A 413-nucleotide genomic window follows, 5' to 3' on the forward strand; every position below is an offset into this window, starting at 1 on the left:
CGCCGCGCTTTACCAGCCAACGAGCGGCATCTTCCGAGATGTACGGCTGCTCGGAATAATATTTCAACGTTCCCCAGCGATCGGACCAGTCGAACCTCATGACCAGTCGATCGATATGCTGGTCGCTGAGACGTGCTTCGAAGTTAGAAACCCCCATCTCCTGCAAAGGCTTGGCATCCGTAAAATCCACCACTGTTGCCGGACCGACGAACGATTCGAGCGGCAGTTGATCGATCGTCGTTCCGCCCGGAATGAAATGTCGCGGCGCATCGACATGCGTACCGCAATGGGTTCCGATGACGATCTCTCGCGACTCTCGACCTTCGACCTCGTGCCTACTTAATTGCGTCACCTGAAATGCCGGCGACCAGGGCACGGGATAGGTCGTCATGCCGTTGTGCAAAATGTATGAA

General features: G+C 55.7%; 1 protein-coding gene. It reads right to left on the minus strand.

Features of this window, described 5'->3' with window-relative positions; all coding sequences use genetic code 11:
• A partial coding sequence (locus EOA28_RS38325; protein ID WP_245501723.1) for a cyclase family protein occupies positions 1 to 391 on the minus strand: 391 nt, incomplete at its 3' end.
• Between the last annotated feature and the right edge of the window lie 22 nt (positions 392 to 413).

The sequence above is a fragment of the Mesorhizobium sp. M2A.F.Ca.ET.067.02.1.1 genome (assembly GCF_004023285.1).
Taxonomy (GTDB): domain Bacteria; phylum Pseudomonadota; class Alphaproteobacteria; order Rhizobiales; family Rhizobiaceae; genus Mesorhizobium.